This is a genomic window from Rothia sp. HMSC069C04 (assembly GCF_001812895.1).
In the GTDB taxonomy this organism is placed as follows: domain Bacteria; phylum Actinomycetota; class Actinomycetes; order Actinomycetales; family Micrococcaceae; genus Rothia.
Genome location: NZ_KV810763.1, coordinates 1 through 270, shown reverse-complemented (window position 1 = coordinate 270; position 270 = coordinate 1). Strand labels below are relative to the sequence as shown.

Sequence of the window (270 nt, the reverse complement as noted above, 5' to 3'; positions counted from 1 at the left end):
GAAACTTGGACGCATTAAATAATAGCCGCTATGCAGCTTCCTGCAGGGCCTGAACCCGGTACTCAACCGGAGTCAGGCCCTTAAGCTTCACCTGGCGTCTTGTTGTATTCCAATGCGTAATGTACGCATCGAGGTCAGCTTTGAAACTCTCAAAGGTTAGCCAGTCCTGCCCACGAAAAAACTCGTCCTTAAGATGTCCAAAGACCTGCTCAGTGGCACCATTATCAATGCAGTTACCTTTGCGTGACATGCTCTGGATAAAACCATTAT

The 270-nt window shown here is 47.8% G+C and carries 1 protein-coding gene; it reads right to left on the bottom strand.

Annotated features, from left to right (window positions below; all coding sequences use genetic code 11):
* Positions 1 to 28: 28 nt before the first annotated feature.
* A partial coding sequence (locus HMPREF2879_RS09035) for an IS3 family transposase (protein ID WP_141753040.1) occupies positions 29 to 270 on the bottom strand: 242 nt, incomplete at its 5' end.